The following is a 15786-nucleotide window of genomic DNA, read 5'->3' as shown; positions in this document are numbered from 1 at the left end:
AATCTTGTGCCTTCCGACTCCCGGGCCGCGCACCGGTCAGCAGGCGCAGCCCCTGGCTTTCAGGGGCGCGGGGAACTGCGCAGTCTTGTACCTTCCGACTCCCGGGCCGCGCACCGGTCAGCAGGCGCAGCCCCTGGCTTTCAGGGGCGCGGGGAACTGCGCGACCAGCCCCCACCCACCCGCACCCGACACTCAGCGATCAGCCGGCCCGCTCAGATCACAACCGCCCCACGCACAGGCCCCACAGCCCCGCGCGCAGCGCGACACGTCCCGGACGCCACCAGCGCGTCAGCCACCTTCACCGCCCCCGCCTCGTCCGGGACGAGAAACGCGGTGGTCGGCCCCGACCCCGACACCAGCCCGGCCAGCGCCCCGGCAGCCGTCCCCGCCGCCAGCACCTCCGCCAACGCCGGCCGCAAGGACACCGCAGCCGCCTGCAAGTCGTTGGAGAGCGCCCCGGCGAGCCCCACGGCGTCCCCCGCGGCCAACGCCCCGAGCAGCACCCCGGAGGCAACCGGCTCCGGCACCTCGACGCCCTCGTTGAGCCGGTCGAACTCCCCGTACACCGCCGGCGTCGACAACCCCCCGTCGGCCACGGCGAACACCCAGTGGAAGGTCCCCCCGACCTCCAGGACCCGCAGCTTCTCGCCCCGCCCGGTACCGAGCGCCGCCCCGCCGACCAGGCTGAACGGCACGTCGCTGCCCAGCTCGGCGCAGATGTCGAGCAGTTCCTCCCGCGAGGCCCCCGTACCCCAGAGGGCGTCGCAGGCGAGCAGCGCGCCCGCGCCGTCCGCGGAGCCGCCCGCCATGCCCCCGGCGACGGGGATGTCCTTGGCGATGTGGATGTGCACGTCGGCCCGGCGCCCGTACCGCGCGGCCAGCTTCTCCGCCGCCCTGGCCGCCAGGTTCGTACGGTCCAGCGGGACCTGGGACGCGTCGGGCCCCTCGCAGGTCACCCGGAGGGACTCGGCGGGGGTCACCGTCACCTCGTCGTACAGGCCGACCGCGAGGAAGACGTTGGCCAGGTCGTGGAACCCGTCGGGGCGGGCGCCGCCCACCGCCAGCTGGACGTTGACCTTGGCGGGGACGCGTACCGTCACGCTCACTGCTGCTCCTCCGGGCGAGGGGCCCGGCCCCTGGTCGGCTGGGTGCCCCTCGGCGGGGTGTCCCGCTCCGGCGCGTACTCCGCGATCCGCGCGAACTCCTCCACCGTCAGCGACTCGCCGCGCGCCTGCGGCGAGACGCCCGCGGCGACGAGCGCGGCCTCGGCGGCCGGCGCCGAGCCGGCCCAGCCGGACAGCGCGGCCCGCAGGGTCTTGCGGCGCTGGGCGAAGGCCGCGTCCACGACGGCGAAGACCTCGCGCTGGGAGGCGGTCGTCTTCACCGGCTCCGCGCGGCGGACCAGCGAGACGAGCCCGCTGTCCACGTTCGGCGCGGGCCAGAAGACGTTACGGCCGATCGAGCCGGCCCGCTTGACCTCGGCGTGCCAGTTCGCCTTCACGGACGGCACGCCGTAGACCTTCGAGCCGGGCGGCGCGGCCAGCCGGTCGGCGACCTCCGCCTGCACCATCACGAGGGTGCGTTCGATGGTGGGGAAGGTGTCGAGCATGTGCAGCAGGACCGGGACGGCGACGTTGTACGGGAGGTTCGCGACGAGCGCCGTCGGGGCGGGGCCCGGCAGCTCGGTCACCTGCATGGCGTCGCGGTGGACGAGCGAGAAGCGCTCGGCGCGGGCCGGCATGCGGGCGGCGATCGTGGCGGGCAGCGCGCCCGCGAGGGCGTCGTCGATCTCGACGGCGACGACCCTCTCGGCCGCCTCCAGGAGTCCCAGGGTCAGGGACCCGAGACCGGGGCCGACCTCGACGACCACGTCGTCGGGGCGGACGCCGGCGGTCCTGACGATGCGCCGCACGGTGTTGGCGTCGATGACGAAGTTCTGACCGCGCTGCTTGGTGGGCCGTACGCCGAGGGCTTCCGCGAGTTCGCGGATGTCGGCGGGGCCCAGGAGGGCGTCGGAGGCGGGGCTACTCACGCCCCAAGGGTACGGGTGGCGCACCCATGGGACCCCTGGGGGCTGCCGCCCCCAGCCCCCCGCATCGGCCTGAACGGCCTCGTCCTCAAACGCCGGACAGGCTGAAAAACGAAAAGCCAGGGCGCAGCCCGCTTTTCAGGGGCGCGGGGAACGGCGCGCCCAGCCACAGACGGCCCGCACCCGCAGAACAGCCGGAGAGGCGCGGGCGAAGCCCCGCGTTCAAGGGGCGCGAGGAACGGCGCGACCAGCCCCCACCGAACCCGCACCCACCGAACGAACCCAGGAGGCGAGGGCGAAGCCCCGCCTTCAAGGGGCGCGGGGAACTGCGCGACCAGCCCCCACCGGACCCGCACCCACCCCACCGCACCCTCGCCGTCACCCACGCAACCGCCCACCACAGTGCGGCCAAGGACTCGCCCCCCGCCGCACATACAACTTCTTCGCCCGGAACGTCTGCTCCGCCGCGGACGCCTCCTGCGGCCTCCCCACCCCACCGAGGCTCTGCCACGTCCGCGTGTCGAACTGGTAGAGCCCCCCGTACGTACCGGACGGATCCACCGCCCCCGCCAGCCCACCGGACTCACACCGGGCAAGCCCCTCCCAGTTCAAGTGATCCGCACCCCGCACGGACAGCGGAAGCGGCTTCGTGCCCACCCTCACCACCTGCGTGCGCGGCCCGTGCACCACCTCCGTCCTCAGCCGGCGCGGCCTCTGCTGCACACCGTTGACCGTCCGCAGCGCGTACGTGACGCGGCGCAGACCAGGCTGCCCCGCCCGCTCCACGACCTCCGTGCCCCGGAACAGCTCCGGGTCCTCGGCCCGCTCCACCGCGAAGGGGATCGACTCCTCCCTGATCTCCTTCATCCCGACGATCCGCATGACCGTCACCGTCTGCCCGTCGCGCGGGAAGCTGTCGGGCGACACGGACGTGGTGTCCTGCCCGCGCAACGTGATCCCGGCCTCGTCCACGGCCTCGCGGACCGTCGCCGCGTTCGTGCGGACCTTCCGCGCCCGTCCGTCCGCCATGACCGTCACGGTCCGCTCGGTGCGGACGTCCAGCGCGAGCCCCGCCCGCCCGATCCGGTGAGCGCGCGGCGTCGACACGTACGCGCCCTCCACCCGCACCCCGAACTCCCGCAGCGCCTCCTCGACGGTGCGGGCCGTCGTCCACCGCTCGCTGCGCTGCCCGTCGAGGGTGAGGCGCACGGGACGCCCGTACCGCACGGAGATCTCTTCACCGCTGGTCAGAGAGGTTTCGGGGGCGGGGAACACCATGTCGTGATCCCCCAGCCTGACGCCCTCGTCGGCGAGGAGTTCGCTCACGTCGTCCGCGAAGGTGTGCAGCGTGCGCGGCGTGCCGTCGACGGTCAGCTCGATCGCCTTGTCGTCGGCGACGAACGCGGAGGTGCCGCCCGCGAGGAACGCCACGACCAGTGCCTGCGGGAGCAGTTTGCGTACGTCGGGCCGTTCCGCGCTCCTGCGGCGCCGGTCGGCCCTGCGGGCTTCGGCACGTCCGCCGGGCGGGTGCGGCTCGGTGGGCCAGGGCAGTTCGGCGGTCGGGTCGAGCGGCACCGCCTGCCGCGGGAGCGTCGGTGTGCCGGAGGGCCAGGGATCGCCGGGGGCCCACGGCCCACCCGGGGTCCAGGGCTCGCCGGGGTGCTCCCGGCCCTGCCCGTACCCGTACTCCCCGTACCCCCCGTACTCGCGTTCGGGGTGGTAGGCGGGCTCACGCCCGTGCTCGTACGCGGGTTCACGTCCCTGGGCCCACTCGTACCCGTAGTACCCGTACTCGTACCCGTAGCCGGGCTCGTAGCCGGGCTCGTGCCGGTGCTCGTACGCGGGCTCGTGTTCCTGCTCGTACGCGGGCCGGTACGCGTCCGGGTATCCGTGGCCCTCGTGGCCGTACGGCTCGGGGTGCCCGTACGCGGGGCCAGTCTGGCCGGTGGGGCCATACGTCTCGTACTGCGAACTGCTCACGACGACACGCTCCAGAAGACCGGTGGAGAGAGGCGGACAGAACCTAGCGGAGCGTCCGTCACTCTCCAAAGCAGCACGACTACGCGGTGTCGCCGAACACCCCAGGCCGGTCCCCGGAAGCACACGGTCCGTGACGACTCAGTAGTCGAACGCGCGCGCGGTGTTCGCTGAGACGGCCGCCGCCAGCGCGTCCTCGTCCAGGCCCCGCACGGCGGCCATGGCACGGACCGTCACCGGAACGAGATAGGGGGCGTTGGGCCGTCCGCGGTACGGCACGGGTGTCAGGAACGGCGCGTCGGTCTCGACGAGGACGAGTTCGAGCGGCGCCACCGCGAGGGCGTCGCGCAGCGGCTGGGCGTTCTTGAAGGTCATGTTCCCGGCGAAGGACATGTAGTAGCCGGCGCGGGCGCAGATCTCCGCCATCGCCGCGTCGCCGGAGTAGCAGTGGAAGACGGTCCGCTCGGGCGCGCCCTCCTCCTTCAGGATCCGCAACACGTCGGTGTGGGCGTCCCGGTCGTGGATGACCAGCGCCTTGCCGTGCCGTTTGGCGATCTCGATGTGGGCGCGGAAGGACCGTTCCTGGGCCGCCGTACCCTCGGGGCCGGTGCGGAAGTGGTCGAGGCCGGTCTCGCCGACGCCCTTGACCTGGGGGAGCGCGGCGAGCCGGTCGATCTCGGCGAGCGCCTCGTCCAGCGCGCCGTCGCCGCCCGCCACCCGGCCCTCCTGCCGCGACCAGTTGTCGGGGTCCCCGTGCACGATGCGCGGAGCCTCGTTCGGGTGGAGCGCGACCGTCGCGTGGACGGCGTCGTACGCGGCCGCCGTCTCGGCCGCCCAGCGCGAGCCCCGTACGTCGCAGCCCACCTGGACGACCGTCGTCACACCGACCGAGGCGGCCTTGGCGAGGGCCTCCTCGACCGTGCCGGACTGCATGTCGAGATGGGTGTGCGAGTCGGCCACCGGCACCCGCAGGGGGTCCGGCAGCGGCGGGGCTTCGGCGTTGGAGGGCATGCCCCGATCCTACGAAGTCCCGCCGCGGGGGAGTCACCCCGCCTTGCGGTGCTGGAACGGGTGCAGCAGATCGGAGAGGTGCCAGTGGTGGGCGGCCTTGGCCGCCGTCCGGGTCTCCGCCGACGCGGCGGGCGCGGTGGCGGGGACGGCGGTCGTCGTCGCCGTGGCGGTCGCGGTCCGGTGTGTCTGGCGGAGCATCGAGTTCTGCACCGAGGACACCTGGCCGGCCCGCATGATCCGTACGATGTGGCCGTCGCAGTTCACGCAGCCCGGCCGGCTCAGGGGCGACGGCACGACCCGGCCCTCGGCCACGTACGTCACGAACGCGGTGCCCTCCGCGTCGAAGTGGTGCTCGATCTCGTACGACTGCTCCCAGCCGTGCCCGCAGCGCATGCAGGCGAAGGAATATGCCTCGTGGACCGTGTCGGCCGCCGCGGTACGGGGTGCGGGTCCGCCGGTGGCCCCACCGGTCTGCCCTGCGATCTCACTCATGCCAGCTCCTCTTGTCCGCTGGACGAGGACGGGTGCGTCCTTTACCAGTGGACGCCACTACCAGCTGATAAGCATCAGACCTGTCGAGTGTTGGAGGCGTCTTGGCCGTTCCTTGTCGGATGGTCCTCAGGACACGGTCCGAGCTTTGCTTTTCACGGTGGTCCTTTGCTTGTGCATGGGGTCCGTGCGCTCCCTCATGCCATCGTGCGCCCCCTCATCACCCCCCGTGGAGCCCCGCACAGGACCCCTATGAAGTCCCCATGAGGTCCCTCACGGGGTCGGGGTCGAGCCCGAGCCCGGGGCCGGGGCCGGGGTCGTGCGTGCGGCGTTCTTCGCCGCCACGACCGCGTCGAAGACCTCCCGCTTGGGCCGTCCCGCGTCGGCGGCGACCGCGGCGATCGCCTCCTTGCGCCGCTCCCCCGCCTCCTCCCGCACCCGCACCCGGCGCACCAGCTCCTCGGGGTCCAGGTCCTCGGCGCCCTTCTCCGGGGCGCCCTCCACGACGACGGTGATCTCTCCGCGTACTCCTTCGGCGGCCCAGGCGGCGAGTTCCCCCAGGGGGCCGCGCTTGACCTCCTCGTACGTCTTGGTCAGCTCGCGGCAGACGGCGGCCCGGCGGCCGGTGCCGAACACCTCGGCCATCGCGGCGAGCGTGTCGTCGACCCGGTGCGGCGCCTCGAAGTACACGAGCGTGCGCCGCTCGCCCTCGACCTCCCGCAGCCGCGACAGGCGTTCGCCGGCCTTTCGCGGCAGGAAACCCTCGAAGCAGAACCGGTCGACGGGCAGCCCGGACAGCGCGAGCGCGGTGAGCACGGCGGACGGACCGGGCACGGCCGTGACCTTGATGTCCTTCTCCACGGCGGCGGCGACCAGCCGGTACCCGGGGTCCGACACGGACGGCATCCCGGCGTCCGTCACGAGCAGCACGCGCGCGCCGCCCACCAGCGCCTCGACCAGTTCGGGCGTCCGCGCGGACTCGTTGCCCTCGAAGTACGACACGACCCGCCCGGACGGCTGCACGTCCAGGCCCTGGGTCAGCCGCCGCAGCCGTCTGGTGTCCTCGGCGGCGATGACGTCGGCCCTCGCCAGCTCCGCAGCCAGCCGGGGCGGCGCGTCCGCGATGTCCCCGATGGGCGTTCCTGCGAGTACGAGGGTTCCTGCCGCGGTTCCATCGGTTCCTGTCACGGTTCCATCCTCGCAGGGGCGGCCGCGGGACTCACACAGCCCTGTTCCCTACGATGGCGCGGTGACAAGTACCGCGTCCTCCACGGACACCCGGCAGGGACAGGGCGTCGAAGAGCAGCGGCCGTCGTGGCAGCAGCGGCTGCGCAGGTTCGGCTACGCGGCCGGAACCAGAGACGACGTCCGCGACCGCCTCGTGCCCGCGTACACCGAGCCCAGCCCACGTCTGTGGGCCGCGATCGGGCTCCGCCAGGAGGCCGCCGAACGCATCGTCCGCTGGTCGGCGTGGGGCGGCCCGCTGCTCATCACGCTGCTGGCGGGCCTGATGAGGTTCTGGAACCTGGGCAGCCCGAAGGCGGTGATATTCGACGAGACGTACTACGCCAAGGACGCCTGGGCGCTCATCCACCGCGGGTTCGAGGTCAACTGGGCCAAGAACGCCAACGACGTGATCCTGCAGAGCGGCGGCGACATCAGGATCCCGTCGGACGCCGCGTACGTCGTGCATCCGCCGGTCGGCAAGTACGTCATCGGGCTCGGCGAGTGGATGTTCGGGCTCACGCCGTTCGGCTGGCGGTTCATGACGGCCCTGCTCGGCACGCTGTCCGTGCTGATGCTGTGCAGGATCGGGCGCCGGCTGTTCCGCTCGACGTTCCTCGGGTGCCTGGCGGGCGCGCTGATGGCGGTGGACGGCCTGCACTTCGTGATGAGCCGCACCGCGCTGCTCGACCAGGTGCTGATGTTCTTCGTCCTCGCGGCCTTCGGCTGTCTGCTGATCGACCGCGACAAGGCCCGCGAACGCCTGGCTGCCGCGCTCCCACCGGACGACGACGGGATCGTACGCCCGGACGCGCGCATCGCCCAGGACACCCGTCTGGGCCTGCGCCCCTGGCGTCTGGCGGCCGGGCTGATGCTCGGCCTGGCCATCGGCACCAAGTGGAACGGCCTGTACATCCTCGTCGCGTTCGGCCTGATGACGGTCCTGTGGAACGTCGGCTCACGGCGGGTGGCGGGCGCGCGGCGCCCCTACGTGGCGGTGCTCAAGCACGACGTGGGCTGGGCGTTCCTGTCCACGGTCCCGGTGGCGGTCGTCACGTACCTCGCGTCGTGGACCGGCTGGTTCCTGTCCGGCACGGACGGCAAGGGCGGCTACTACCGCAACTGGGCCACGGCCGACGGGCGCGGCAGCGACTGGTCGTGGCTGTTCCCCGACTGGTGGCGCAGCCTGTGGCACTACGAGACCCAGGTGTACGACTTCCACGTCGGCCTGCACTCCCCGCACACGTACCAGTCGAACCCGTGGAGCTGGATCGTCACCGGCCGCCCGGTCTCGTACTTCTACGAGTCGCCGCTGCCCGGCAAGGACGGCTGTCCAACGGACGCGGGCGAGAAGTGCGCCCGCGAGGTCCTGGCCCTCGGCACCCCGATCCTGTGGTGGGCGGCGGCGTTCGCGCTCCTGTACGTCCTGTGGCGCTGGCTCTTCCGCCGGGACTGGCGCGCGGGCGCGATCGTCTGCGGCGTCCTGGCCGGCTACCTCCCGTGGTTCCTCTACCAGGAACGCACGATCTTCTTCTTCTACGCGGTCGTCTTCCTCCCGTTCCTGTGCCTGGCGGTGACGATGATGATCGGCGCGATGCTCGGCCCCCCGGGCTCCTCCGAACGCCGCCGAGTGGTGGGCGCGGCGGCAACAGGCGTCCTGGTCCTGCTGATCGCCTGGAACTTCATCTACTTCTGGCCGATCTACACGGGCAACGCGATCCCGATCGACAGCTGGCGGTCGCGGATGTGGCTGGATACGTGGGTGTAGCCGGGCGCGCCGAGAGGGCGCGGCGGGCTGCCGCGCCCTCTCAGTCGTTGTCGGCCGTTGTCGTTGACCGCCCGCGGACGGCCCCGTGAGATTTGCAGTCTGCGGACCCAACAGACTCTCTTCCTACTGTTGACCTGCAGTGACACGCACTTCGCGTAATCCACGCCTCATCCAGATGTACCTTGCCACGTCGCCTGCGACGGACCGACCATAAGCACTCCGCTTCCTTGATCGCGTAAACGACTAGCCCTCCGGAACCGACTCAGCGATCGATCAAAGCGACCTTGGAAGACTCATGATGAAGAGTTTCCCGAGAATCGCAAACTGCCATTCACCAGAATGAGATCATGCGTTAACGTCAAGCGGGACTCAAACTCTCCCAAGGGAGTCACCATGGAAGTCACCCTTGCCGTCGTTGGCACAATGGCTGGAGTAATCGGCTGCTACCTTGCGTGGCGCGCTCTGGATGATGGCGCTGTCAAAAAGTCACAGGAGGAATTCTGTGATGTACGCAAGACCCTGAGGACGAATCTAGGGGAGTTATCCAGAATCTCCGCCGATATGCATATCGCATCAAATCCAGCACTCCAGAGAGTCGAAAATAGCGATCTGCTATCTGACGCGACCATGCAACCCGTCACCCCTGTACCCCTAAATAAGGTACAGATCATGTGGGATAATTCCAATCCCCCCGAAGATTCAAATCTGAAGAGGCTGTCAAAACACGTACTGCCAAAACAAACACGCTGGAAAAGGTTTGCAAGCTACTCCGACGCACTAGGCACCCTAATGCGTCCCACCTTGTTCGAAAATAGACTCACATTCCGCCTGATTAAAACAGATTGGAATAACCCCGCTGGGCCTGAACTCACTTTCGGCAAAGGACAGTACTTCGATGTTATCGATCAGGGTGAATCATTGACACACGAGCTGGCTTTGGCGCACCGAAACAGCCCGACCGCGACACCAGGCTGGAAAAGGGCACCGTTGCGAGCCCGACTTAAGAGCGATCCCCTTTCGCTGACAAATCGTGCAGTTCTGCCATCAATTGGCACACTGACGATCAGAAACACACCGGACGGAAAATCCACATTTTTCCTGCTCCATCGCAGTGCCGGAAAGGTGGCAATCGGCGAGGATCTCTTGCATGTAATCCCCGGCGGAATGTTCCAACCCGCCTCCATTTCACCACTCAGCTACCGCAACGATTTCAGCATATGGCGAAACATTATGCGCGAATATAACGAAGAGATGCTGGGAGCCCCTGAGGCGACTGGAGAAAATGGGATAGAAGTTGACTATGACCATCCTCCCTACTCCGACTTCGAGCGAGCCCTAGCCGATGGGGGGCTAAGAGTTTGGAGCTTCGGAATGGGATTGGAGCCAATTAATCTTGTACCGTGCCTACTAACCGTTGCGGTCTTCAATTCGGCGACATTTGATCAACTATTTTCGTCTATTGTCAGCGAAAATGACGAAGGCAAATTGATCGCCAGCTCACACGGAACGGGAATCAAAGGCCTACCCCTCGAAGAGGAAGAAGTGCAACATATTTTGAATAATAGTAATGTCGCCCCCATTGCCGCCGCCTTGCTACACCTCGCACTTAAATATCGAAACCTCCTGTTGGAACAGTAACTCCACTGCGCCATTGCCCCCCCCAGGGGCGCTTCCCTCTAGTTGATTCGTTACCTACTCTATCGATTTCAACACAGCCCAAAGCTGCGAAGCGAATTCTTCAAAGAGACCGCACAGGGGCCCGATCTGGACATCTGATCCTTCGCCCACGAGGTAGTGGAGTTCTCACTCCACGCCCGCACCCGCGCTCGTATGCGGACGTGCCGTCACCCAAGGCTATTGCTACCCTCCGGAACCACTCGAAGGAGTTCGAGCCGACCGAGTGACACTTTCGTGGCACACGCCCGATGGCCACGTCGTCACGAAGCGACTCATCTTCACCTCTACCGGGCGTCCACTCCTCAAGATCACGCCCCAAAGCCGGCCCCAGCTGCCTGATCCGGCCCCGACCAGAAGCAAATGCCCCCGGCCGGGGCCCCAACAGGCCCCATTGCCAGACTTCATCTACTTCTGGACGATCCAACACGGGCCAGGCGATCCGATCGACTCGTGGCGGTCGCGGAGGTGGCTGGATATGTGAGTGCGGCAAGGCAGTTGCACGACGATGGCGCAGCAGAATGCCGCGCCATCGTCGTTGTCAATGGTCTGTCGTCGGTCGCCTCCGACGGCCCGACAGGGGGTCGCAGTCCACACAAGAGCGGTCGGGGGTCAGAGTCCTGGGCAGGACGCTTCCACTCACGTGTACGAGCTCGCGACGTGTAGTCATCAGTGGGCTGCCTGTCGGCAGGCCGTAGGCTTCCCAGGGTGATTGCGACCATCGTCCTAGACGTCGGCGAGACCGTCACCCGCGACGACCGTTACTGGAACTCCTGGTCCGACTGGTTGGACATTCCTCGCCACACTCTCTCCGCTCTCGTCGGTGCCGTCGTCGCCCAGGGCCGGGACAACGCCGATGCCGTGCGCCTCGCCAGGCCTGGGATCGACCTCTCCGCCGAGTACCGGGCGCGCGAGGCCGCAGGCCGTGGCGAGGTGCTCGACGAGACGGATCTCTACGACGACGTCCGTCCCGCACTGTCCGAGCTTCGCAATCTCGGGATCCGCGTCGTCATCGCCGGCAACCAGACTTCGCGCGCGGGCGAACTGCTACGTGCCCTGGACCTGCCCGCGGACCTGATCGTGACGTCGGGCGACTGGGGCGTCGCCAAGCCGCAGCCGGAGTTCTTCGAGCACGTGCTGGAGGTGGCACAGGCCACGCCGGGCGAGACGGTGTACGTCGGCGATCACCCAGCCAACGACATCTTTCCCGCGAAGGCGGCCGGACTATGGGCGGCGCATATCCGCCGTGGCCCCTGGGGACACCTGTGGGCGGACGACCCGGAGTTGGTGGCGGCAGCGGACTGGCGGGTCGACAGCCTCACTCAGCTCGCGTCGATCGTCGCAGGCTGAAGGCGGGCCCGAGAGGCCGCCAATTCGTTCGGAACTTGCCGCGCTGTTCACGCGCGCACCGCGTCCAGGTATGGGTACCGTCCGGAGCAGACGCCCCGAAATGGAGCCCGCATGTCCGCACCGTCCACTCACGGTGGAGTAGGCAGGCGCATCGCCTACTACCGCAGCGTCGTCCGCCCGAAGATGACACAGCAGCGACTCGCAGATACGGCTCGCGTGGCCCTCGGCACCATCCGCAAGATCGAGCGCGGTGAGCGCGGCGTGACCGACACAACCCTCGAAGCCATCGCGGCCGCCCTCGGCGTCGACCCGGCCCGGCTCCGCACCGACCGCCGCTCAACGCATTCCGCCGTCCACGACGCGCTGCCCTCGCTCTCCGCGGCGTTGGCCGCCTACGACGTCCCGGAAGACGGCCCGGTCCGCCCGCTCCGCAACCTACGCGCAACCGTCGCCGAGGCTGTCCGCTGGCGCCTCGCCGCCCAGTACACACGCATGGCCCGTGAACTCCCCGACCTGCTCGCCGAACTCGCGCGCGCCTATCACTCGGCCTCTGCCCACGAGCGGCGTGAACTGGCTGGATTACTGGTCAACGCCTACCGCTCGGCGGACGCCGTGGCCTACAAGTTCGGCGCCCTCGACCTGTCCGCACGGCTGGTCGAACTCATGCGATGGGTCGCCCCCGAGGCCGAAGACCCGCTGCTCACCGCCGCCGTGGCCTACGTACGGACGGAGACGTTCTTCGCAGCTCGTGCTCACGCCACGGGACTGCGGGTTCTGGAACGGGCCATCGACGACACACCCGCGTCCAGCACGGCATCCGAGGCTGCGGCGAGGGGCGCCCTCCACATGCGGGCCGCGGTCATCGCCGGCCGGGCATGTGACGCCGGCGCCGCACGAACCCACCTCGCCGAGGCTCGCGCCCTCGCGGAACAAGTAGCCGAGGGTGTCTACTGCGGCACTTCGTTCGGCCCGGACTCCGTCCGCGTCCACGAGGTGTCCGTCGCGGTCGGTCTCGGAGCCGGTCACGTCGGACATGCCCTCGCTGTCGCCCGCGAGTGGAAGCCGCCGACCGATCTGCCGGCCGAGCGGCACTCCGGCTTCTACATCGAGCTGGCCCGCGCCCAACTGTGGTCAGGGCTCGTGGACCAGGCCTTCGAGTCTCTGAAGCTCGCACGTCGGATTGCCCCGCAGCACACCCGTGAGCACCCGTGGGTCCGCGCCGACGCCGCCACCCTGTGCCGGTTGAAGCGCGCCGGATCGGAAAGCCTCACCCACTTCGCACAGTGGTGCTCGGCCACCTGACGAGGAGCCGGCTACCCCCTGCCGGGGTACTTGTAGACCTTGCTCGCCCCCATCGTCTGTCTTACGGACAGAGTCCGACAGAGAGATGGGAGCGGGAATGCCTGAAGCATTCGCCCTCGCGCCGACCGTGAGCGCGCGTAGGGAAAAGCCCGTGACAACGGCGCAGTACAAGCCCGGACTCGGCGACACCGTCGAGGACACCCAGCGACAGGCGATCGGCAGAGTCATGGGCTTCGTCGGCCCGTATGTGCAGGTGCGGCCGGTCGACGGCGGACGCGAATGGGACGCCCTCCCGGACAGACTCCGGCCCGTACCTCTCACCAAGATGCTGAGCGTGGGTGTAGCAGCAGCCAACGCCCGCTCCCTGGGTGGAGCGACCGCGGCGGTGAACGCTCCCTTTCCGCTCGACACCATGCCTATGCGGGCCACAACGGCACTCCTCCTCGCAAAGGACTCCGAGAAGGAGCTGCGCCGAGCAGGACCGACGACAACAAAGAGCGACAAGAACGAAGAGGACCTGGTGAGCAAGCAGGTCACCGTGCCCTTCGGCCTGACCCGGATGCGGCCGTTTCCTGATGGCGCGGTTCTGGCTCCGGCCTTGGTAGTGCTGGACCCGAAGACGCAGATCGGGCGTTGGCTGGGGCCGGACGGGCTGGACATCCCCGAATTGGATCGGCACAAGAGGTCCGAGACGTCGAAAGAGACGAAGACGAAGACGAGCCTGGACGGGAATCCCGATGAACGTGGGGACCAGCAGGGAGACAGCGATTGAACGCGTCACCCGTTCTTGTGGTCACCCAGCTCGATGACGCGACCGCCGATGGGGTCATCGAGGAGCTGAATCGTCGGTCGGTTCCGGTCGTACGACTCGACCCGGGCGACTTCCCCGCTGCTGTCACCGTTGACGCGTACGTGGGCGATGTCGGCCTCGTGGGCGGTGTACGAACCTCGACCCGAGCGGCGGAACTCGATCAAGTGCGCTCGGTGTACTGGCGGCGCCCCAGCCCTTACAGCGCTCCTGAAGGGGTGAGTTCCCAGGACGCCCGCTGGTGCGTGGACCAGGCCCGTTACGGGCTGGGTGGCCTTCTCGCCGCTCTACCGGGTGCGCGCTACATCAACCACCCCTGGCGCAACCGGGACGCGGAGTACAAGCCCGCCCAGCTTGCCGCCGCTGTACGCAGTGGTCTCCGCGTACCCCCGACGCTCCTCACCAACGATCCGGAACGCGCGCGCCAGTTCGCACACGACTACGGTCCGGTGATCTACAAGCCGCTGCGCAATACCGACTACTCCGACCGCGACGGGCACGGGCTCACCGTCTGGGTCGAGGAAGTTGAGCCTCAGGCGATCGGGGCCGGTGTCACACAGACCATGCACCTGTTCCAGCAGCGGGTGAACAAGACGGCTGACATCCGTCTGACCGCAGTCGGCGACCGTCTGTTTCCCGTACGTATCGACGGCTCTCCGGGCCTGGACTGGCGCCGCCACTACGACGAGCTCGCCTACGCGCCGCTCGACACCCCGCCCGACGTCGCCAAAGGCGTAGGAACCTATATGAACGCCTTCGGCCTCACCTACGGCGCGTTCGACTTCGGACTCGATCCGGACGGCCGCTGGTGGTGGTACGAGTGCAATCCGAACGGGCAGTACGCCTGGCTCCCCGCACCCTTCACAGACCGCATCACAGCAGCCATCGCCGACGAACTCCAGCACCCCTACCAGGACGGTCCATGACTACCAGTGCCGTTGCCCTTCGCCGGGGCCTCGCAGACTCCCTGGCCGCCCAAGGCCGGCTGACGGACCCCGCATGGCGAGCCGCTGTCGAGGACGTGCCCCGCGAACTCTTCCTCGGCTCCACGCTCTACCGACCACACGGGACGCAGTGGGAACCCGTACGCCGCGAAGATCTCAGCGAGGACGAGTGGCTTCGCCTGGCCTACTCGGACACCACCTGGGTCACACAGGTGGACGGTATCGGCGCCGCCGACTCTCCGGGCCCGCGCTCCGGGCACCCGACCTCCTCAAGCACACTGCCCTCCCTCGTCATGAGGACCATCGAGCTCGCCGAACTCCAGGACGGCGACAAGGTACTGGAGATCGGCACCGGGACCGGCTACTCCACGACGATCCTGTCCCACCGCCTGGGCGGCGAGAACGTCTGTTCCATCGAGTACGACGAACGTCTCGCGGCCCTTGCGGCCGACCGCATCCGTGCTGCGGGGGCCAACCCGAACCTCGTCATCGGCGACGGCCTCCAGGGCCACAGGCAAGGTGCCGAGTACGACGCCATCATCGCCACGTGTTCCGTGCGCAGCATCCCTCCTTCATGGCTGTTCCAGCTCCGCGACGGTGGCAGCATCACCACCACCGTCAGTGGCTGGATGCTCGCCTCCGGCATGATCCGCCTCACCCTCGACAACGAGGGAGTCGCGCACGGGCGCTTCACCGGGGACACCGTCTCCTACATGCTCGCCCGCCCCCACGAGCGCCCTCCCCACCCCAACTTCTTCCCGCACCCGGGCAAGGTCCGCCCCACCCGGGTGAGTCCCACTCTGCTCGACCGGTGGACCGGGCACTTCGTGGCGCAACTAGCCGCGCCCTCAGCGGAGTTGATGCGTACGAGTGATGACGTGATTCTCCTCGACGCTGCCACCGGCTCACAGGCGTGGACAGAGCCCGACGGAAGCGGCTGGGCCGTCCACCAGCACGGGCCGCTGAACCTGTGGGACCAGGTCGAGGACGCACTGATGACATGGCAAGAGGCGGGCTCGCCCGACCAGACATCGTTCGGGATGACCGTCACGGACCTGGACCAAGTCGTCTGGCTGGGGCATCCGGAAGGGCCGAGTTGGCGATTGCCGAACTGACAAGGTGCAAGAACCTGCCCCTGGTTAGCTGGGTCCGTGACCTCCACGACATCGATATCCAGCGCAGTAGCCGTACCCGACAAGGCTCGGCGGCT

At 68.7% G+C, this 15786-nt stretch carries 13 protein-coding genes; 7 read left to right on the top strand and 6 right to left on the bottom strand.

The features are described 5' to 3' along the window. Positions 1-212: 212 nt before the first annotated feature. From ACLVWQ_RS18280 to rsmI, 6 genes are all read right to left on the bottom strand, one after another. On the bottom strand, positions 213-1106 hold the full coding sequence (locus ACLVWQ_RS18280) for a 4-(cytidine 5'-diphospho)-2-C-methyl-D-erythritol kinase (protein ID WP_414109897.1): 894 nt from the start codon (positions 1104-1106) through the stop codon (positions 213-215). Then, the gene (gene rsmA, locus ACLVWQ_RS18275; protein WP_414109896.1) at positions 1103-2032 is read right to left on the bottom strand and encodes a 16S rRNA (adenine(1518)-N(6)/adenine(1519)-N(6))-dimethyltransferase RsmA; all 930 of its coding nucleotides are present in this window, start codon (positions 2030-2032) and stop codon (positions 1103-1105) included. Before rsmA ends, ACLVWQ_RS18280 begins: the two co-directional genes overlap by 4 nt. A 375-nt stretch (positions 2033-2407) precedes the next feature. Then, positions 2408-4009, bottom strand: coding sequence for a ubiquitin-like domain-containing protein (locus ACLVWQ_RS18270; protein WP_414109895.1), 1602 nt, complete (start codon positions 4007-4009; stop codon positions 2408-2410). A 138-nt stretch (positions 4010-4147) separates the two neighbouring features. Next, positions 4148-5017, bottom strand: a complete 870-nt coding sequence (locus ACLVWQ_RS18265; RefSeq protein WP_414109894.1) for a TatD family hydrolase — start codon at positions 5015-5017, stop codon at positions 4148-4150. 33 nt (positions 5018-5050) lie between these two features. Continuing rightward, entirely contained in the window at positions 5051-5509 is a 459-nt protein-coding gene (locus tag ACLVWQ_RS18260; RefSeq protein ID WP_414109893.1) for a hypothetical protein, read from the bottom strand. A gap of 270 nt (positions 5510-5779) precedes the next feature. Further along, the gene (rsmI, locus tag ACLVWQ_RS18255) at positions 5780-6694 is read right to left on the bottom strand and encodes a 16S rRNA (cytidine(1402)-2'-O)-methyltransferase (protein ID WP_414109891.1); all 915 of its coding nucleotides are present in this window, start codon (positions 6692-6694) and stop codon (positions 5780-5782) included. A 61-nt stretch (positions 6695-6755) separates the two neighbouring features. On the opposite strand from rsmI, the gene ACLVWQ_RS18250 reads away from it, so the two are divergent. The 7 genes from ACLVWQ_RS18250 to tgmC all read left to right on the top strand — a co-directional run bounded on the left by ACLVWQ_RS18250 (position 6756) and on the right by tgmC (position 15691). Then, entirely contained in the window at positions 6756-8498 is a 1743-nt protein-coding gene (locus ACLVWQ_RS18250; RefSeq protein WP_414109890.1) for a dolichyl-phosphate-mannose--protein mannosyltransferase, read from the top strand. Positions 8499-8891: 393 nt separating this feature from the next. Continuing rightward, positions 8892-10136: a transcriptional regulator gene (locus ACLVWQ_RS18245; protein ID WP_414109888.1), complete on the top strand. Its 1245-nt coding sequence runs from the start codon at positions 8892-8894 to the stop codon at positions 10134-10136. A 744-nt stretch (positions 10137-10880) separates the two neighbouring features. Continuing rightward, the gene (locus ACLVWQ_RS18240) at positions 10881-11522 is read left to right on the top strand and encodes an HAD family hydrolase (protein ID WP_414109887.1); all 642 of its coding nucleotides are present in this window, start codon (positions 10881-10883) and stop codon (positions 11520-11522) included. 111 nt (positions 11523-11633) lie between these two features. After that, complete coding sequence (locus tag ACLVWQ_RS18235; protein WP_414109885.1) at positions 11634-12824, top strand: helix-turn-helix domain-containing protein; 1191 nt, start codon at positions 11634-11636, stop codon at positions 12822-12824. A 97-nt stretch (positions 12825-12921) separates the two neighbouring features. Beyond that, entirely contained in the window at positions 12922-13596 is a 675-nt protein-coding gene (locus ACLVWQ_RS18230) for a putative ATP-grasp-modified RiPP (protein ID WP_414109884.1), read from the top strand. A 17-nt stretch (positions 13597-13613) separates the two neighbouring features. After that, a complete protein-coding gene (tgmB, locus tag ACLVWQ_RS18225) occupies positions 13614-14558 on the top strand; it encodes an ATP-grasp ribosomal peptide maturase (RefSeq protein WP_414110376.1) in 945 nt (314 codons plus the stop codon). Next, positions 14555-15691 carry an ATP-grasp peptide maturase system methyltransferase gene (gene tgmC / locus ACLVWQ_RS18220; RefSeq protein ID WP_414109883.1) on the top strand — a complete coding sequence of 379 codons (1137 nt, stop codon included), beginning with the start codon at positions 14555-14557 and terminating at the stop codon, positions 15689-15691. Before tgmB ends, tgmC begins: the two co-directional genes overlap by 4 nt. The last annotated feature ends 95 nt before the right edge of the window (positions 15692-15786 follow it).

It is taken from the genome of Streptomyces sp. CWNU-52B, assembly GCF_047444975.1.
Lineage (GTDB): Bacteria > Actinomycetota > Actinomycetes > Streptomycetales > Streptomycetaceae > Streptomyces.
This window is presented reverse-complemented; position numbering and strand designations above follow the sequence as displayed.

Coding starts and splice junctions, on each gene's coding strand:
- ACLVWQ_RS18260 (WP_414109893.1), bottom strand. CDS start 5,509: ATGAGTGAGATCGCAGGGCAGACCGGTGGGGCCACCGGCGGACCCGCA.
- ACLVWQ_RS18245 (WP_414109888.1), top strand. CDS start 8,892: ATGGAAGTCACCCTTGCCGTCGTTGGCACAATGGCTGGAGTAATCGGC.
- ACLVWQ_RS18230 (WP_414109884.1), top strand. CDS start 12,922: ATGCCTGAAGCATTCGCCCTCGCGCCGACCGTGAGCGCGCGTAGGGAA.
- ACLVWQ_RS18235 (WP_414109885.1), top strand. CDS start 11,634: ATGTCCGCACCGTCCACTCACGGTGGAGTAGGCAGGCGCATCGCCTAC.
- tgmC (WP_414109883.1), top strand. CDS start 14,555: ATGACTACCAGTGCCGTTGCCCTTCGCCGGGGCCTCGCAGACTCCCTG.
- ACLVWQ_RS18265 (WP_414109894.1), bottom strand. CDS start 5,017: ATGCCCTCCAACGCCGAAGCCCCGCCGCTGCCGGACCCCCTGCGGGTG.